Origin of the sequence: Nonomuraea turkmeniaca, from assembly GCF_005889735.1 — a bacterium.
Classification (GTDB): Bacteria; Actinomycetota; Actinomycetes; order Streptosporangiales; family Streptosporangiaceae; genus Nonomuraea; species Nonomuraea turkmeniaca.
Genome location: NZ_VCKY01000020.1, coordinates 1 through 17732, shown reverse-complemented (window position 1 = coordinate 17732; position 17732 = coordinate 1). Strand labels below are relative to the sequence as shown.

Below are 17732 nucleotides of genomic sequence, written 5' to 3'. Positions count from 1 at the left end.
GCCGGACTCGCCCCTTCTGGCCTGTGACCTGGCGCTGCGGTGGCCCCACCGGCGACGGCGCGGTGCGCATCGATCACATCGGGTCCACGTCGGTGCCCGGCCTGGCCGCCAAGCCGGTGATCGACGTCCAGATCTCGGTACGCTCGTTCGAGCCGCTGGAGTTGTTCCGGGCTCCGCTGGAACGCCTTGGCCTGGTGCATCGGGCGGGCAGCCAAGCGGCGGTGCGCGGAGCGGTTCCGCGACGAGCGGGAGAAGTACGTCGCGGCCAAGGAGCCGTTCGTCTGGGACATCGTGTGGCGGGCCGACACGTGGGCCCAGGGCATCGGCTGGGAGACCCGGTCCGAGCGACGCGTGAGACATCCTCAGGCCGACACGACCTGGGAGACCACGTTCTGCACGATCAGCGCCACCGCCGAGGCCGCGGCCACGACCAGGACGGCCGCGCGTACCTTGCCGCCGTCGAGGTAGCGCCGCAACGGCCCCGACACCAGGAACCCCAGCACCATCGGCACGATCAGGATCGCCCCCGTCGTCAGGGCCCGGGACGGCAGCTCGTCCACGAGGGCCAGGATGCCCAGTGACTGGGCGGCGCTCAGGAAGAAGAACATCGCCAGCGTCGCGCGGATCTGCGGGCCCTTGGCGCTCTGGTAGACGAGCGCGAGAGGCGGCCCGCCGATGCCCGTGGCGGTGCCCGTGATCCCCGACACGAACCCCGCCGAAGTGATCGTCACCCCGTTGCGCGGCACGCTCAGCGCCCGCGCCGTCAACGCCACCGCGACGAGCACCATGACCGCCACGAAGATGCCTCTCGTGTAGACAGAAACGTAGACAACAACCAGGGCGCCGAGGACGCTCCCGGGGACCCTGCCGAGCACCGCGAAGCCCAGTCCGCGCCAGTCCACCCTGCGCCATTCGGCGGCCAGCGTGAACAGCGGCAACGTCAGGTTGACGACCTGGATGGCGCCCGGCATCAGCTCAGGGTTGAGCAGGGTGAGCACGGGTGCTCCGACCAGACCCAGGCCGAACCCGACGGCACCCTGGACGATCGCGCCAACAAAGACCGCCAGACCGGCGAGGATCAGCACCAATACCGCATTAGTCATGAACGAGAGTCAATCATCTTTACTCTCTGTTGCCCTTCATACTTCGAACGTGACCGTAGGTGTGTAGTGTCAGCTACAGATGCCGACGTAGCCTGTGATGTATGGCGACGAAGCCGAAAGCCACGACCATACGCGTCAGCGTCAAGACCAGAGACAGGATCGCAGCACTGGCGAAGAAAGCAGGGGAGCCCATGACCGCGATCATTGACCAGGCCATCAGGGAGATGGAGAAGAAGCACCGCTGGCAGCGGGTCGCGGAGCAGATGGAGGAGACACGACAAGAGGATCCGCAAGCCTGGGCGGAATACCTCGCAGAAAGCGAGTTGGTCCACGGTCCGCCGCCACGCTCTTCCCGCATCGCACCCGAATGGGAAGGGCTCATCACGTTCCCCGAGGAGAGAGATGAGGGTGATTCAGGGCGAAATCTGGCTCGCTGAGCTGGGCGATCCAGTCGGTCGCGAGCAAGGCTTCCGCCGCCCCGTGCTGGTCGTCAGCAACGACGGATTCAACACCGCCACGCCCGTCAAGATCATCGTCCCGCTGACCACGACCGAAAGGGGATGGGACAACCACATCCCCATCGGCTGCGAGGGCACCGGCCTACAGAAGCCCAGCTGGGCCATGGTGGAGCACGTGCGCAGCGTGTCGCCTCAGCGATTCATGAAGAGGATCGGAATCGCTCCCGACGAGGTGGTCCGCGAGATCACCGACTGGATCACGGACACGATGTAGGAATATTGCCGCCCGACGAAAAACAGGTTCGCCGGGTGGCACGTTCATCGTGCCACATCCCGTCGCTCGTTAAGCTGCCCACCGTGCAATCCCTCCCGCTCACGCGTGCCCTGGCCCTTGGCGTGATCCTGGCGACCGCCTGCGTTCCTGCCCAGAGCGCCCAGGCGGCTCCGGCCGCTTTCCCCAAGAAGGCCGGCAAGCTGGCGATCGCGTCGTGTCCGGAGACGGCGATCAGTTCGGGAGGGATTCCGCGGACCCGGGAGTATCTCCAAGCTGTCGTGAAATGTCTGGATAAGTCGTGGGGGACGTACGTCAAGCGGACGCGGTGGACGTTCCGCAAACCGGTGGTGCTCTACTTCGAGGAACCGCGGAGCAGCGTGTGCGGGGTGCCCTGGCCTGAGCATGCGGCGGCCTTCTACTGCACCGAGCGGCGCACGATGGTGTTCCCGCTCACCGGCCGTTGGATCGAGGACCGGACCGATCTCTACCCGTTCAAGGTGGTGGCTCATGAATACGGGCATCATCTGCAGAGCCTTGCCGGGGTGCGGCGGGCGTACGAAGCGCGGGTGCGGAGTGAGCGGGAGCGGCAGGACGAGTTGAAGCGGCGGTACGAGCTGCAGGCCGACTGCCTGGCCGGCGTTTTCCTCGGCAGCGTGTGGGGGTCGCTGGACCGCACGGCGCGCGACTGGGAGACGCTGGTGGACGCCACCCAGGGCAGCGGGGACGACGGCGACGAGTACCGCAGTCACGGGAAGGGCGCCACCCGGGTCTACTGGCTCAAGCGCGGGTATCGGGCCCTCTCCCCCGCCGCCTGCGACACCTGGTCGGCGCCTGCCGCGAAGGTCTCCTGACCCGCGATGCCGCGGCGTGGTCACCGCGCGTGACGTGCGGGCCCCCACGCCGTTCGGCGCCGTCGTTGAACCGGTTAGTCGCCGCCCCTTGAGGCGGGTGTTCGTGCTGGGCAGGACCGCGCCGCCGCCATGGGAGCGTTTCCAACACCCACGTCTCGAAAGCGTCACGGCTCTTGACTGCAGGACATGCGGAATTTACGTTCGCGGTACTTATCCGGTTCAGCAGGTCCGCGCGACCTGTGACTACTGAAAAGTGATCGCTCACCGGTCTCATATCGGCGGGAACGTGCTTGCGTCACGTGTGGGAGCGCTCCCAGACCAGAACCAGCAGGCGTGGGGCCCCGTCCGAGCCCGGCCCATCGGGGGTGTCTAAGCACACGTGCGAACCTTCGCGCCGATGGCGCGGAGGGAAGGAGAGAAGCGATGCGTAACCGGGCTCGGATCATGATTCCGATCGTGGCGGCGGGCCTGCTCGCCACGGCCTGCACCGGCGGCGGATCCACGCCGACCCCGCCGGCCAACCAGACACAGGGCCAGGGCGCGGCGACCGCCAATCCCGATCAGCTGCCGCGCAGCGAGACCCTCTACACGACGGGCACACAATGGGGACCACCGGCCAACTTCAACCCGATCAGGGAATGGGACTCGGCCGTGGGCACCAAGGGCCTGGTGTACGAGACGTTGTTCCACTACGACACCACCGCGTCCAAGCTCACGCCATGGCTGGCGGAGAGTGGCTCCTGGACCGACGACTCCACCTACCAGGTCAAGCTGCGCCAGGGGATCAAGTGGTCCGACGGGCAGCCGCTGACCGCCAAGGACGTGGTGTTCTCCTTCGAGCTCGGCAAGATGGAGACGGTCCCGTACCACAACCTGTGGGCCTGGCTGAAGAGCGTCGAGGCCGTTGACGACCAGACGGTGAAGTTCACCTTCTCCAAGGCCAACTACCAGCAGTGGGACTTCAACGTCTACTCCCGCTCGATCCTGCCCGAGCACATCTGGAAGGGCCGCTCGGAGAAGGAGGTCCTGGACGGCGTCAACGAGAACCCGGTCGGCACCGGCGCGTACAAGTTCATGAGCAAGGACCAGGACCGCGTGGTGCTGCAGCGCCGCGACGACTGGTGGGGCAAGACGGCGCTGAACATGGAGCCCAAGCCCCGCTACATCGTCGACATCGCCACCCCCAGCAACGAGGTCGCGCTGGGCATGCTGATGCAGAAGGGCCTGGACCTGTCCAACAACTTCCTGCCCGGCGTGGCGAACCTGGTCAAGGGCAACTTCGGCCTGACGACCTACTACGCCGAGCCGCCCTACCACCTGTCGGCCAACACGGCCTGGCTGGTGCCCAACAACACCAAGAAGCCCATGAACGACCCGGCCTTCCGCAAGGCGCTGGCCAACTCCATCGACGTCAAGCAGATCGTCGAGGGCGTCTACGGCAACCTGGTCAAGGCCGCCAGCCCGACCGGCCTGCTGCCGCAGTGGGAGCAGTTCGTGGACCAGAACGTGGTCTCCTCGTCCGGGTTCGCGTTCGACGCCGCCAAGGCCAAGAAGATGTTGTCGGACGCCGGGTACAAGGACACCGACGGCGACGGGTTCGTGGAGAACAAGGACGGCTCCAAGATGAACCTGACGCTCATCGTGCCGTCCGGCTGGACCGACTGGATGGAGTCGGCCCGGTCCATCGCGACCAGCGCCAAGGGCGCCGGCATCCAGATCACGCCGGACTTCCCCGACTTCAACGCACTGGTCGAGAAGCGCTCCAGGGGCGACTTCGACATGCTCATCAACAACGAGCGGCAGCTGTCGAACTCGCCGTACACCTACTACGAGTACATGTTCCAGCTGCCGATCCAGAAGCAGCAGAACACGGTCAACTTCGCCCGCTACGACAACAAGAAGGCCTGGGACCTGGTGCAGCAGCTCGACCAGGTCAAGACCGACGACATCGAGGGCATGAAGAAGATCACCTCCCAGCTGCAGCAGATCCACCTGGACGACATGCCGATCATCCCGCTCTGGTACAACGGCCTGTGGGCGCAGTCCAGCACGTCCGTGTGGAAGAACTGGCCGGCCGGTGCGGGCGCGGCTCCCAAGACCGGCGCGGTCATGTGGCGCAACTGGTTCGAACTTGGCGGTTTCGAGAGCCTCACTCAGCTGCAGCCCTCCGGCTCCTGATCCACTCCTCTATCCCGCCACCCCCTAGCCCCCCGCTCGCCGAGCGGGGGGCCTTCCCGGAGAGCCGCACGTGCGTCGTTATTTCGGCAGGAAACTCCTCATCTACGGATTGACCTTCTTCGTCGCGGTCACGGTCAACTGGATGATCCCGCGCTTCATGCCGGGTGACCCGGTCGCCAGCATGGTGGCCAGGGCCAACGTCGCCAGGCCGGAGGCCGTGGAGGCGATGCGGGCCTACTACAACAACCTCTTCGGCTTCGACCAGTCGCTGTGGCAGCAGTACGTGAACTTCTGGGGCGCCCTCTTCCAGGGCGACTTCGGGCTGAGCATCTGGTTGTTCCCGACCCCGGTCAGCGACGTGATCCTCGGCGCGGTGCCGTACACGCTGGCGCTGATCATCCCGTCGGTCCTGCTCAGCTGGGTGGTGGGCAACCAGTTCGGCGCGTACGCCGCCCGCCGCAAGCTCCTCGACAACACGGTGCTCCCGGTCGGCTACGTGCTCACGGCCATGCCGTACATGTGGCTGGCGCTGCTCCTGGCGTGGTCGCTCGGCGTGATCGGCGGCGTCTTCCCTGTTGCCGGCGGTTACAGCTTCTCGATGCGCCCCCACTGGTCGTGGACGTTCGTGCTCGACCTGTTGCACCACTGGACGCTGCCGTTCCTGTCGTTGTTCCTGGTGGCGCTGGGCGGCTGGGCCATCGGCATGCGCAACATGATCATCTATGAGCTGGAGTCCGACTACTCCAACTACCTCTCGGCGCTCGGCGCCCCCTCCAGGCTCATCCGCAGGTACGCCTTCCGCAACGCCGTCCTGCCGCAGATCACCGGCCTGGCCCTGCAACTGGGCGTGCTGGTGGCCGGGGCCCTGGTCACCGAGATCGTCTTCGCCTATCCGGGGCTGGGCAGCCTGATTCTCAACGCCATCAAGAACAAGGACTTCTTCCTCCTCCAGGGCTCGTTCCTGTTCATCGTGCTCGGCGTGCTGATCGCCAACTTCATCATCGACATCGTCTACGTCGTGGTCGATCCGCGGACCAGGGCGGGAATGGCGGGTGCGCAGGCATGACGACGCTCCAGGAAGTCGCCCCGCGCGAGCGGGCCGGGGTGCGGCGCGAGGCGCTGTACTTCGCGGTGCGCAACGGCAAGCTGATGACCGGCCTCGGCATCGTGCTCGCGCTGCTCCTGCTGGGCATGATCGGCCCGCTGCTGGTGGACGCGGCGCCCAACCAGTACGGCCCCCAGCCCATGAGCCCGCCCTCCGGCGAGTACTGGCTCGGCACCACCACGTTCGGCCAGGACATCTTCGCCCAGTTCGTGCACGGCCTGCGCAGCACCTTCGCGGTCGGTGTGATCGGCGGTGGCATCGCCGCGGTCATCGGCATGGTCGTCGGCTTCGTGGCCGGCTACCTCGGCGGCATCGTCGACGAGGTGCTCAACATGCTGACCAACATCATCCTGGTCATCCCGACCCTGGCCGTGCTGCTGATCATCAACGCGTACCTGGGCATCCGCAGCGTGGCCGTGCAGGGCCTGTTCATCGGGCTGACGCAGTGGCCGTGGGCGGCGCGGGCGATCAGGGCGCAGACGTTCTCGCTGCGTACACGGGAGTTCGTGGACCTGGCCAGGATGAGCGGCTCGGGCACCGGGCGGATCATCGCCAGGGAGGTCGCGCCGAACATGAGCTCCTACCTGTTCATGACCTTCATCCTGCTGTTCGGCGGCTCGGTGCTCATCGCCTCCTCGCTGGACTTCATCGGCCTCGGCCCCACCGAGGGCGTCTCGCTGGGCTTGATGCTGCAGAACTCCACCCAGTGGAGCGCGCTCCAGTTAGGCATGTGGTGGTGGTTCGTGCCGCCGGGCGCGGCCATCACGGCCATCGTGGGCGCCCTGTACGTGGCCAACGTCGGCCTCGACGAGGTCTTCAACCCGAAACTGAGGGAGACATGAGTCTGCGGGTCAGCGAGCTGCGGGTCTACTACAGGACGCTGAAGGGGGAGGTGCGCGCCCTCGACGGAATGTCCTTCGACCTGGCCGACGGCGAGATCATCGGCCTGGTCGGCGAGTCCGGCTGCGGCAAGAGCACGCTGGGCAAGAGCCTCATCCGCATGGACGGCCGCATGCACCACGTGGGCGGCAGCGTGGAGCTCGACGGCAAGGAGCTGCCGATCGCCGACGACCGCAGGATGAACGACTTCCGCTTCAAGGAGGTCTCCCTCATCCCGCAGTACGCCATGAGCGCGCTCAACCCCACCCGCAAGATCCGCAAGATGGTCGGCGAGTTGCTCAAGTCGCGGGGCGCGGCCCTGGACGCCGCCGAGCTGGAGCGCCGGATGGACCAGGTCGGGCTGCCCCGCGAGGTGCTCGACCGCTACCCGATCGAGTTGTCGGGCGGCATGAAGCAGCGCATGGTGATGGTCATCTCCACGCTGCTCGACCCGTCGCTGCTGATCGCCGACGAGGTGACCTCCGCGCTCGACGTCTCCACCCAGAAGGCCGTCGCCCGCGCCCTGCTCGGCTTCCGCGACAGCGGCTACGTCAAGAGCATGATCTTCGTCACCCACGACCTCGCGCTCACCCACCACATCGCCGACACGATCATGGTCATGTACGCGGGCAAGCTGGCCGAGAAGGCGCCGGCCCACGTGATCGTCAAAGCGCCGCGGCACCCGTACACGAAGCTGCTCCTGGACTCCCTGCCGGAGGTCGGCGTCCGATACTCCGAGCGGCGGCTGGAGGGCATCGCCGGGAGCCCGCCGTCGCTGCTGCACCCGCCGGCCGGCTGCCGTTTCCGCGATCGTTGCCCGCTCGCCGGGGACGAGTGCGCCGAGGAGCCACCGGCGGTCGAGATCGCGCCCGCCCACCACGTCGCCTGCTGGAAGGCATGATGCTGAGACTCGACGACGTCACCAAGGAATTCAGGATCGGCGCCTTCGGCGGCAAGACCGTCGCGGCCGTGCGGAGCGTCAGCTTCGACGTCGTGCCGGGCGAGGTCGTGTCCCTGATCGGGGAGAGCGGCAGCGGCAAGAGCACGATCGGCCGCATGATCCTCGGCCTGAACTCGGTGACCAGCGGCGCGATCACGTTCGACGGCCGGCCGGTGCGCGGCGCCAAGGAGTACTACCGCCACGTCCAGGGCATCTTCCAGGACCCGTTCAGCTCGTTCAACCCGGTGTTCAAGGCCGACCGGGTGTTCGCCATGATCAAGCAGTCGTACTATCCGGCGGTGCCCGAGCAGGAGTGGGCCGAGCGGGTGCGCTCGGCGCTGCGGGACGTGCGGCTCAACCCCGACCAGGTGCTCGGCAAGTACCCGCACCAGCTCAGCGGCGGCCAGCTGCAGCGCCTGCTCATCGCCCGGGCGTTGCTGCTGGACATCAAGCTGCTGGTGGCCGACGAGATCACCAGCATGCTGGACGCCTCCACCCGCATCGACGTGCTCAATTTGCTGGCCGAGCTGAAGACCAGGGGGCTCGGCGTGTTGTACATCACGCACGACCTGTCGCTCGGCAACTACCTCGCCGAGCGCACGGTGGTGCTGCGCAAGGGCGGCGTGGTGGAGATGGGGCTGACGGACAAGGTCTTCGGCGATCCGCTGCACCCGTACACGCGCGAGCTGCTGTCGGCGGTGCCGCGCCTGCACGAGGAGTGGGGCGACGCCGCGGCCGTGGACACCTGTCTCTACCACGAGCGCGGGGCCGCAGAGGGCCTGCTGGAGGCCGAACCTGGGCATTTCGTGGCCTGCGCCCAGCTCGAATCGTGCTAAGGAGACCTCCTTGACCTACCGTCCGCTGCACGACGGCTGGACCCTGTCGTCGCAGGACATCGCGGGCCTGGCCGCGACCGTGCCCGGATGTGTGCACACGGATCTGCTCGCGGCCGGCATCATCGACGACCCCTACCTGGACGACCACGAGCACCGGCTGGCCTGGATCGGCCGGACGGAGTGGACCTACCGCACCACGTTCGCCTGGTCGCCGGACGAGCACGAGCGCACGGACCTGGTGTGCGACGGGCTGGACACGGTCGCCGCGATCGAGCTCAACGGGGTCCGCGTGGGCAGCACGGCCAACCAGCACCGCTCCTACCGCTTTCCCGTCCGCCATCTCCTGCGTGCCGGCGGCAACGAGCTGACCGTGACCTTCGGCTCGGCCTACGCCTACGCCGAGGAGTGGCGGGCGGCGTTGGGCAAGCGGCCCGGCCCCTACGACGAGCCCTATCCCTTCATCAGGAAGATGGCCTGCAACTTCGGCTGGGACTGGGGTCCCACGCTGGTCACGGCGGGGATCTGGCGCCCGATCGGGCTGGAGAGCTGGAGCGGCGCCCGCCTGGCCGAGGTGCGCCCGCTCGTGTACCCGGACGGCGCTGTGGACGTGCGCGTACGCGTCGAGCGCACGACCGAGGGCCCGCTGACCCTGTCCGCCGAGATCGCGGGCGTCACGGCGGAGCGGATCGTGGACGGCCGGGCCGCCGCGCTGTCGGTGAAGGTGCCCGGCCCGGAGTTGTGGTGGCCGCGCGGCCTCGGCGACCAGCCCTTGTACGACCTGAACGTCCGCCTCGGGGACGACGAACGGCGCCTCAGGATCGGGTTCCGGTCGATCGAGCTGGAGCGTGAGGCGTTCAAGCTCAAGATCAACGGCACCCCGGTCTTCGTCAAGGGCGTCAACTGGATCCCCGACGACTGCTTCCCCTCCCGCGTCACCAGGGAGCGCCTGGCCGAGCGGCTCGGGCAGGCCGTGGACGCCGGGGTCAACCTGCTGCGGGTCTGGGGCGGCGGGCTGTACGAGAGCGACGACTTCTACGACCTGGCCGACGAGCTGGGCCTGCTGGTCTGGCAGGACTTCCCGTTCGCCTGCGCCGCCTACCCGGAGGAGGAGCCCTTCCGCTCCGAGGTGGCCGCCGAGGCCAGGGAGAACGTCTCCCGGCTCGCTCCGCACCCCAGCCTGGTGATGTGGTGCGGCAACAACGAGAACCTGGAGGGCCACGCCGACTGGGGCTGGCAGGACCGGCTCGAAGGGCGCAGCTGGGGAGCGGGTTTCTACTACGACCTGCTCCCGGGAATCGTCGCCGAGCTCGATCCGACCCGCCCGTACTGGCCGGGCAGTCCTTACTCGGGCGCGCCCGAGCTGCCGCCGAACGACCCCGCGCGTGGCACGATCCACATCTGGGACGTCTGGAACCGCGAGGACTACACCCGGTACGCCGCCTACCGGCCCCGTTTCGTGGCCGAGTTCGGTTTCCAGGGGCCGCCCGCGTACGCAACCCTGCGCCGGGCCTCCTCCGACGAGCCGCTGACGCCCGGCTCCGTGCACCAGAAGGCGATCGACGGGCAGGCCAAGCTGCTGCGAGGGCTGGGCGAGCACCTGCCGCAGCCTGAGACGTTCGACGACTGGCACTACCTGACGCAGGTCAACCAGGCGCGGGCGGTGACGTTCGGCGTCGAGCGGTTCCGTTCGCTCATGCCGTGGACCATGGGCACGATCGTCTGGCAGCTCAACGACTGCTGGCCGGTGACGTCGTGGTCGGCCGTCGACGGCGACGGCCGCCGCAAACCGCTGTGGTACGCGCTGCGCCGTGCCTACGCGCATCGGCTGCTCAGCGTTCAGGACGGCGACCTGGCCCTGGTCAACGACCTGCCGGACTCCTGGTCCGGCGAGCTGCACCTGGCCCGGCGGAGCCTTTCCGGCGCGCCCCTGGCGAAGGAGGTCGTCGCCGTCCACGTGGCACCCCGATCGGTGACCAGGGTGGCGCTGCCGCGATCGGTCTCCGTACCCGACGACCCGGCGCGCGAGCTGCTCACCGCCCGCCTCGGCCAGCTCCGCACGGTGCGTTTCTACGCCGAGGACACCGCAGTGGCGCTTCCCGGCGCGGCCTACGACGCGTACGCCGAGCGTTCCTCCGGCGGCTACCGGGTGATCGTGACCGCGATCAGCCTGCTGCGCGAGCTCGCGATCTTCCCCGACCGGCTGGATCCGGACGCGAGCGTGGACGAGCATCTCGTCACCCTGCTGCCGGGCGAGAGCGCGGTCTTCCAGGTCACCACGGCCAAGTCTCTGGACGCCGGGGCGCTGACGAGCTTTCCCGTGCTGCGCTGCGTGAACGAGGTCAGACCCTGAACTCCTCGGTGCGGTGCGCGTAGGCGGGCACCGCGGCCCGCATCTCGTCGGTGACGACCGGCGGCGGCAGCGGCGCGATCTCGCGCTCGTGGAAGCGGAGCACGTCCTCCCCTTCGGCGTACAAGTCGCGCACCGCGCGCAGGCACGGGGCCACGACCTGGGGATCGGTGATGCGGTGGCCGCCCCGGCAACCGCCGTGCCGGTCGTAGAGCACCTCGTACATGAGGGCCGGCGTGAAGATCACCAGCTCGGGCAACGGGTCGAGGGCGGCGACCCGGTGGGCGGGCAGCACCCGGCAGGGTGAGCCGGCCCGGGCGCGCACGGCCAGGACGTGCAGCTCCCACTGCAGGTACGCGGTGACCGGGAACTCCACCACCCGCACCCGCCGGACCGGCACGCGGCTGCGGAAGTAGTCCTCCAGCGGCCCCGCCATGCGCTCGGCGAGGGCCAGCGAGCCCGCCCAGTCGCCGTCCATCATGGCCCGCCAGCTCGCCACGTCCGGCTCGTAGAACACCTGGGCGCGCTCCAGCTTCCACATCGGCTCGGTGCGCGTGGCGTGGTCGCGGTCGAATCGGGACTGATACTCCAGCACGTCCAGGACCAGGCCATCGGCATGTGCGACGGCGGCGAACGGGTTGGCCGGAGTGCCATCGGTCATGCGGCGTCCCTTTCGCGTTTTGAGGCCCGTCCAGATCATCAGTTCAGCCCCTGACAGGGTCAAGGCCCAAAAACCGAACTGGAAGGGCTTCAGCGGCGGGAGTGGAAACGCCGGTGGATCAGGCTGAAGACCATCCCACCCACGAACAGGACGAACAGCACCTTGAAGATGCCCAGCCCGAAGATCAGGCTCAGCACCATGAGCCCGAACAACACGCCGACGAACGGGTGCGGGCCCCGGTGATGGTGCCGCCACGGGTGCCCGTGGTGGTTCCACTGCCGCCGCACCTCCCTGTGCGCCTGGCGCATGCCCTTATGGGCCTGCCGCATGGCCTCGACCTGGTACCGGTGCGCCGTCATCGACGCGCGCCAGTCGTCCATGCCGTACTGCGGGGTGGGCTGGTGCCCGGGCAGGTCGATCGTGATCTGCGCGAGGTCGCGGCCCGTCTTGGCGGACAGCGTCCGCTCGAGCCGCTCGTCGAGCTCCTCGTGGGTCAGGCGGCCCTGCGCGAAGTGCTCACGCAGGGCGGCCATCGTCTGCTCGCGCTCGGCGTCGCCGATGCGCAGATCGTTACGGTCTGTGGTCATGGCCTCACTCCGTTCGGCGGCCCGCTGATCTGGTCAGTCCTCGCCCGGTTCGTCGTCGGCCAGGATTTGGTAGAGCTTGCGTCGGGTCTCTACCAAAGTCTTACGCGCTTCCCGGATTTGTGCGTCATTTCCGGTTTGGAGAATCTGCATCATCGCGAAGGCCGACTGGCGGGCGATGTGCCAGAGATCGGCGGTGTTGTCGTCGATGTCCGGGCGCATCTCGTCCCACGGCGCGCGGATCTCGTCGGCGTGCGCCTCGATGTAGTTGCGGCCCTCGTCGGTGAGGCGGAAGGTCTTGCGCCCCTCGTTCTCCTCCGAGATCACCAGACCCTCGTCGGTGAGCTGTTGCAGCGCCGGGTAGACGGCGCCCGGACTGGGCTTCCATCCGCCCTCGCTGCGCTCGGCGATCTCCTGGATGATCTGGTAGCCGTTGCGCGGCTCCTCGGAGAGGAGGGCCAGGATGGCGGCGCGTACGTCGCCCCGCTTGGCCTTGCGGCCCCTGCCGCCCCAGCCGCGGTGACCACCCCACGGCCCGCCGGGACCGCCGCCCCAGGGGCCGCGCCCGAAGTCGAACGGGAACGGTCCAGGACCGCCCCGCCGGCCGCGTTGCCGGTGCTCGTGCTCGTGGTGGCGGCGTCGGCCGCCCATCTCGTCGAAGGCGTCGGCCACGGCCTTGAAGGCCTCGCGGGCGGCCCGCTTGTACTCATGTGCGCCGGGCCAGTGCCCGCCGGCTGCTTGTGCGGAACTCATAGGTTTCCCCCTATATCGCGATCTGTTCTCGATGCGTCAACGATATATCGATAGCGTGTCGTGAGCAAGCCTTGCCCGAGAGTGATCCAGATCACGAAAAAGTTGCGGAATCGGGGAACAGGATTGGGGAGAGCGTCGTTATCTAGAGCAGACGAGGTCGTTCCGCGTCGGCAGGGCTGGGGGGTGCTGTCGCCGCGGAGACGACCTCGTCTGCATTTCCGGCCGCTTATGGCCACCATCGCGCGCCTCACGGCATGCCTCAGCGCGTAAAGGGGCGCTTTGCCGTACAGTCCCGATCATGATGGGGCACACGCATGCGATGACCGGGGCCATCGCCTGGCTGGGGCTTGCGCCCGCCTTCGCCGCACTGCCGTTGCTGACCGAGTCCTCCCGGTTCATCGAGACGGGGATCATGGCGGGCGCGTTAGGCCCGGCCGAACTGGTCGCGGGCGCCGTCGTCTGCGCGGGCGCCGCGATGCTGCCCGACCTCGACCATCCGAGCGCGACCATCGCCCAGACGTTCGGGCCGGTCACCTGGATGCTGAGCAAGGGCGTGTCGTGGATCAGCGGCGGGCACCGCGGCGCCACGCACTCGCTGGTCTTCGCGGTGGCGATGGGGTTGGGGGCACACTGGCTGGCCAACACCTATCCCATCGGCCGCGACATCATGGTCGTGCTGCTCATCGGCCTCGCGCTCCGCGCGATAGGCGTCGGGATCCCGGGGAACAAGGCGGGGTCCGCAATGATCAACGTCGGGCTGACCGCCGGGCTCTACGCCGTCTTCCTCTCCCTGTCCGTCGGGTACGCCTGGCTGGGGCTGGCCGTGGGGATCGGGTGCCTCATCCATGTGGTGGGCGACTGCATGACCGAGCGGGGATGTCCGGTGTTGTGGCCATTGGGGGCCAAGTTCGTGTTGCCGTGGAAGATCGGCATCAAAACGGGCAAGAAATTCGAGCAGAAGATCCTGGCGCCGATCCTGTCGGTCGCGATCATCGGGCTGCTGTACTGGCGCCTGGCGCCCGTTTAACTTGATGTCGAGATACTCTAGAGATATCTTGACGTCGAGAGATCTGCCGCGGCCTGCGAGTTAGGCTCACCTAACGTGCCTGTCATTCCGGGAGTGCGGCAGGATTTGGGGGAGCGAACCCGACGCAGCGAGCGGAGTGGAGACCCGACGAAAGAGGGACTCCACGAAGCGAGTGAGAAGCGGTGAGCGACTCATGAGCACGTAAACCTGTCTGATGGAGGAGGCGAATCACCGTGTCCGCGAACAGCTTCGGCAGCCGTGACACGCTACGCGTCGGCGACGCGTCATACGAGATTTTCCGGCTGGATGCCGTCGAGGGCGCCGCACGCCTCCCGTACAGCCTGAAGATCCTGCTGGAGAACCTCCTCCGCACCGAGGACGGCGCCAACATCACCGCCGACCACATCCGTGCGCTGGGCTCCTGGGACCCCAAGGCGACGCCGAGCGTGGAGATCCAGTTCACGCCTGCGCGCGTCATCATGCAGGACTTCACCGGCGTGCCCTGCGTGGTCGACCTGGCCACCATGCGGGAGGCCGTCCGCGACCTCGGCGGCGACCCGGCCCGCATCAACCCGCTCGCGCCCGCCGAGATGGTCATCGACCACTCGGTCATCGTCGACTTCTTCGGCCACCCCGACTCCTTCCAGCGCAACGTCGAGCGCGAGTACGAGCGCAACCGCGAGCGTTACCAGTTCCTGCGGTGGGGCCAGACTGCCTTCGACGAGTTCAAGGTCGTGCCGCCCGGCACCGGCATCGTCCACCAGGTCAACATCGAGCACCTGGCCCGCGTGGTGATGATCCGCGACGGGAAGGCCTATCCCGACACCTGCGTCGGCACCGACTCCCACACCACCATGGAAAACGGCATCGGCGTCCTGGGCTGGGGCGTCGGCGGCATCGAGGCCGAGGCCGCGATGCTCGGCCAGCCGATCTCCATGCTCATCCCGCGGGTGGTCGGCTTCAAGCTCAGCGGCCAGCTCCCGGCCGGCGCCACCGCCACCGACCTGGTCCTGACGATCACCGAGATCCTGCGCAAGCACGGCGTCGTCGGCAAGTTCGTGGAGTTCTACGGCGAGGGCGTCTCGTCCGTGCCGCTGGCCGACCGGGCCACGATCGGCAACATGAGCCCCGAGTTCGGCTCCACCTGCGCGATCTTCCCGATCGACGGCCAGACCATCGACTACCTGCGGCTGACCGGGCGCAGCGAGGAGCAGATCGCGCTCGTCGAGGCGTACGCCAAGGCCCAGGGCCTCTGGCTCGACCCGTCCGCGCCCGAGCCCGAGTTCTCCGAGTACATCGAGCTCGACCTGGCCACCATCGTCCCGTCCATCGCCGGCCCCAAGCGCCCGCAGGACCGCATCGCGCTGTCGGCCGCCAAGGCCACGTGGCGCCACGACGTGCAGAACTACGTGGAGGACGGCGTCGACGAGGCCGGCGAGGAGACCTTCCCGGCCTCCGACGCGCCCGCCTCCAACGCCAGCGCCAACGGCGGCCGGCCGCACAAGCCGGTCCCCGTCACGCTGGCCGACGGCACGTCGTTCGAGATCGACCACGGCATCGTCTCCATCGCCGCGATCACCTCGTGCACCAACACCTCCAACCCGTACGTCATGCTCGGCGCGGCGCTGCTGGCCCGCAACGCCGTCGACAAGGGCCTGACCCGCAAGCCGTGGGTCAAGACGTCGCTGGCCCCCGGCTCGCAGGTCGTCACCGGCTACTTCGAGCGGTCCGGGCTGCAGCCGTACCTCGACAAGATCGGCTTCAACCTGGTCGGCTACGGCTGCACCACCTGCATCGGCAACTCGGGGCCGCTGCCGCCGGAGATCTCCGAGGCCATCCAGGCCAACGACCTCGCCGTCACGGCCGTGTTGTCGGGCAACCGCAACTTCGAGGGCCGCATCAACCCCGACGTCAAGATGAACTATCTGGCCTCGCCGCCGCTCGTGGTGGCGTACGCGCTGGCCGGGACCATGGACCTCGACCTCGACACCGAGCCGCTCGGCCTCGGCAACGACGGCGAGCCGGTCTATCTGAGGGACATCTGGCCGTCGCCGGAGGAGATCTCCGCCGTGGTCAACTCCTCCATCGGCCGCGACATGTTCGAGCGCGACTACGCCGACGTGTTCAAGGGCGACGACCACTGGCGCTCGCTGCCGATCCCGACCGGCAACACCTTCGAGTGGGACCCGGACTCGACGTACGTCCGCAAGGCACCGTACTTCGAGGGGATGCCCTCGAAGCCGGAGCCGGTGTCGGACATCACGGGCGCCCGCGTGCTGGTCAAGGTCGGCGACTCGGTCACCACCGACCACATCTCGCCGGCGGGCTCCATCAAGGCGGGCACCCCGGCCGCGCAATACCTGCAGGCCAATGGGGTCGAGGTCAAGGACTTCAACTCCTACGGCTCGCGGCGCGGCAACCACGAGGTGATGATCAGGGGCACGTTCGCCAACATCCGCCTGCGCAACCAGATCGCCCCCGGCACCGAGGGCGGCTACACGCGCGACTTCACCCAGCCCGACGGCCCGGTGTCGTTCATCTACGACGCCTCGGTCAACTACGCGGCCGCTGAGACGCCGCTGGTGGTGCTGGCAGGCAAGGAATACGGCTCGGGCTCCTCGCGCGACTGGGCGGCCAAGGGCACGGCGCTGCTGGGCGTGCGGGCGGTCATCGCGGAGTCGTACGAGCGCATCCACCGCTCCAACCTGATCGGCATGGGCGTGCTGCCGCTGCAGTTCCCCGAGGGCGGCTCTGCGGCGTCCCTGGGGCTGACGGGCGAGGAGACGTTCGACATCACGGGGGTCGAGGAGCTCAACAAGGGCGGCATCCCGCAGACGGTGCACGTCAAGGCCGGCGATACGGAGTTCGACGCGGTGGTCCGCATCGACACGCCCGGAGAGGCCGACTACTACCGGCATGGCGGCATCATGCAGTACGTGCTGCGGTCGCTGCTCACCAAGTAGATCTTCCCGCGCCCCCGTCCGGTCATGAGCCGGGCGAGGGCGGGGAAACCCTCGCTGTCTCGTTGAGCCGGGGGTGGGGCGCGATCCTCACGCGCCCGCATCGGGGGAACGACCCGACACACAGAGAGCCGCCCGGCGGGACACCCCCCGCCGGGCGGCTCTCGCGTTTCAAGGACACGCCGATCACGTGCGGAACGTCACACGGCCCGGTACGGGTTTCGGTTCGGCCGACGGGACCGACCGACCGGCCTGCTTAGACGCCTCAACGATCACATTGGTTTACCGTGGCATCACGGAAATATTGCCAATTTGATGACAAAAGGGTTGCGGCCCCGACAGAATGCGGTGCCATCCAGCGTCTACCGCAACTGGAGGAAACCCCCTATGCGTAGACCCCTTGGGGTACTCGCCGGCCTCGTGAGCCTGGCAGCGATATGCACGCCACTCACCGCGGCCGAGGCCGCGACGGCATCGGAGGCCGCCAGGTGCCGCGTGAGCGTCGCCAAGCCTCGGCTCAACTCCGCGCTCAAGATCGAAACCTTTGCCGCCCGCCGCGGCTGTTTCTCCTCTGCCCTGCTGCGCATCCGCATCAAGCGCGCCGTCCCCGGCCGCGACCCCGTGGTCAAGAGCGGGGCCGCCAGGAACGGCCGCGTCAAAGTCGCGGTGGCCTGCCAGCCCGGCGTCTACTACGCGACCGCCACCGACCTCCGCGGCCGCACCCTCGCCAAGTCCAGGGCGGCTCGGCTGTCCTGCGCCCCGGGCAGCGCCACGCC

General features: G+C 68.1%; 16 protein-coding genes and 1 pseudogene. 13 read left to right on the top strand and 4 right to left on the bottom strand.

Annotation, left to right across the window (positions count from 1 at the left end; translation table 11 throughout):
* Positions 1-23: 23 nt before the first annotated feature.
* Positions 24-200, top strand: a pseudogene (locus tag ETD86_RS59980) (GrpB family protein); the annotation flags it as partial.
* A 162-nt stretch (positions 201-362) separates the two neighbouring features.
* Here the strand turns inward: ETD86_RS59980 and ETD86_RS08400 are convergent.
* The gene (locus tag ETD86_RS08400) at positions 363-1103 is read right to left on the bottom strand and encodes a sulfite exporter TauE/SafE family protein (protein ID WP_246147782.1); all 741 of its coding nucleotides are present in this window, start codon (positions 1101-1103) and stop codon (positions 363-365) included.
* A gap of 101 nt (positions 1104-1204) precedes the next feature.
* Between ETD86_RS08400 and ETD86_RS08395 the strand changes: the two genes are divergently transcribed.
* From ETD86_RS08395 to ETD86_RS08355, 9 genes are all read left to right on the top strand, one after another.
* Positions 1205-1540, top strand: a complete 336-nt coding sequence (locus ETD86_RS08395; protein WP_138665533.1) for a hypothetical protein — start codon at positions 1205-1207, stop codon at positions 1538-1540.
* Positions 1506-1835, top strand: a complete 330-nt coding sequence (locus ETD86_RS08390) for a type II toxin-antitoxin system PemK/MazF family toxin (protein WP_138665532.1) — start codon at positions 1506-1508, stop codon at positions 1833-1835. The genes ETD86_RS08395 and ETD86_RS08390 overlap by 35 nt, the downstream gene beginning before the upstream one ends.
* An 83-nt stretch (positions 1836-1918) precedes the next feature.
* A complete protein-coding gene (locus ETD86_RS08385) occupies positions 1919-2686 on the top strand; it encodes a neutral zinc metallopeptidase (RefSeq protein ID WP_246147781.1) in 768 nt (255 codons plus the stop codon).
* A 423-nt stretch (positions 2687-3109) separates the two neighbouring features.
* The gene (locus ETD86_RS08380; RefSeq protein ID WP_138665531.1) at positions 3110-4864 is read left to right on the top strand and encodes an ABC transporter substrate-binding protein; all 1755 of its coding nucleotides are present in this window, start codon (positions 3110-3112) and stop codon (positions 4862-4864) included.
* Between the two features lie 70 nt (positions 4865-4934).
* On the top strand, positions 4935-5930 hold the full coding sequence (locus ETD86_RS08375; RefSeq protein WP_138665530.1) for an ABC transporter permease: 996 nt from the start codon (positions 4935-4937) through the stop codon (positions 5928-5930).
* Complete coding sequence (locus tag ETD86_RS08370; protein ID WP_138665529.1) at positions 5927-6811, top strand: ABC transporter permease; 885 nt, start codon at positions 5927-5929, stop codon at positions 6809-6811. Before ETD86_RS08375 ends, ETD86_RS08370 begins: the two co-directional genes overlap by 4 nt.
* Entirely contained in the window at positions 6808-7749 is a 942-nt protein-coding gene (locus ETD86_RS08365) for an ABC transporter ATP-binding protein (protein ID WP_138665528.1), read from the top strand. The genes ETD86_RS08370 and ETD86_RS08365 overlap by 4 nt, the downstream gene beginning before the upstream one ends.
* Complete coding sequence (locus tag ETD86_RS08360; RefSeq protein ID WP_138665585.1) at positions 7749-8624, top strand: ATP-binding cassette domain-containing protein; 876 nt, start codon at positions 7749-7751, stop codon at positions 8622-8624. The genes ETD86_RS08365 and ETD86_RS08360 overlap by 1 nt, the downstream gene beginning before the upstream one ends.
* A 10-nt stretch (positions 8625-8634) precedes the next feature.
* Positions 8635-10974 carry a glycoside hydrolase family 2 protein gene (locus ETD86_RS08355; protein WP_138665527.1) on the top strand — a complete coding sequence of 780 codons (2340 nt, stop codon included), beginning with the start codon at positions 8635-8637 and terminating at the stop codon, positions 10972-10974.
* Here ETD86_RS08355 and ETD86_RS08350 read toward each other — a convergent pair.
* The 3 genes from ETD86_RS08350 to ETD86_RS08340 form a co-directional block, all read right to left on the bottom strand.
* On the bottom strand, positions 10964-11632 hold the full coding sequence (locus ETD86_RS08350) for a DUF6879 family protein (protein ID WP_138665526.1): 669 nt from the start codon (positions 11630-11632) through the stop codon (positions 10964-10966). The genes ETD86_RS08355 and ETD86_RS08350 overlap by 11 nt on opposite strands.
* Before the next feature lie 89 nt (positions 11633-11721).
* On the bottom strand, positions 11722-12219 hold the full coding sequence (locus ETD86_RS08345) for a DUF1707 SHOCT-like domain-containing protein (RefSeq protein WP_138665525.1): 498 nt from the start codon (positions 12217-12219) through the stop codon (positions 11722-11724).
* A gap of 33 nt (positions 12220-12252) precedes the next feature.
* Positions 12253-12969 carry a PadR family transcriptional regulator gene (locus ETD86_RS08340; RefSeq protein WP_138665524.1) on the bottom strand — a complete coding sequence of 239 codons (717 nt, stop codon included), beginning with the start codon at positions 12967-12969 and terminating at the stop codon, positions 12253-12255.
* Positions 12970-13267: 298 nt separating this feature from the next.
* On the opposite strand from ETD86_RS08340, the gene ETD86_RS08335 reads away from it, so the two are divergent.
* The 3 genes from ETD86_RS08335 to ETD86_RS08325 form a co-directional block, all read left to right on the top strand.
* Positions 13268-13996, top strand: a complete 729-nt coding sequence (locus ETD86_RS08335; RefSeq protein WP_138665523.1) for a metal-dependent hydrolase — start codon at positions 13268-13270, stop codon at positions 13994-13996.
* A gap of 233 nt (positions 13997-14229) precedes the next feature.
* A complete protein-coding gene (gene acnA, locus ETD86_RS08330; RefSeq protein WP_138665522.1) occupies positions 14230-16959 on the top strand; it encodes an aconitate hydratase AcnA in 2730 nt (909 codons plus the stop codon).
* Positions 16960-17451: 492 nt separating this feature from the next.
* Positions 17452-17732: hypothetical protein (locus tag ETD86_RS08325; RefSeq protein ID WP_138665521.1), on the top strand; the 281-nt coding region annotated here is incomplete at its 3' end.